At 71.0% G+C, this 314-nt stretch carries 1 pseudogene; it reads right to left on the minus strand.

Annotation, left to right across the window (positions count from 1 at the left end):
* Window positions 1–314 (minus strand): annotated as a pseudogene (locus BZY54_RS51325) (hypothetical protein); the annotation flags it as partial.

The raw sequence follows: 314 nt of genomic DNA on the forward strand, positions 1-314 counted from the left end.
CCGTGCCGCCCGCGTACTGGAAGGTGACCTCGAAGGGCACATACATCCAGGCCGGTGCGTCGACGTCGGTGACGCGGACGTCCCGTACGTAACCACCCCGCGAGGGCGTGGACTTGACGTTGAGGACCGAAGCGACGGATGCCTCGCCCAGGTCCGGGTCGTACGGCAGGTACAGCCTCCGGGCGACCACGTCCGAGACGCCGCCGCTCATCTCGCTGCCGATCGCCACCGCGGCCCCGCCGCTGAGGTACACGCAGTCCCGGATGCGGATGTGCCTTGAGGGCACCGCGACCCGCCGGCCGTCCTCGTCGCGG

The sequence above is a fragment of the Streptomyces carpinensis genome, from assembly GCF_002154505.1.
GTDB classification, from domain to species: Bacteria; Actinomycetota; Actinomycetes; order Streptomycetales; family Streptomycetaceae; genus Streptomyces; species Streptomyces carpinensis.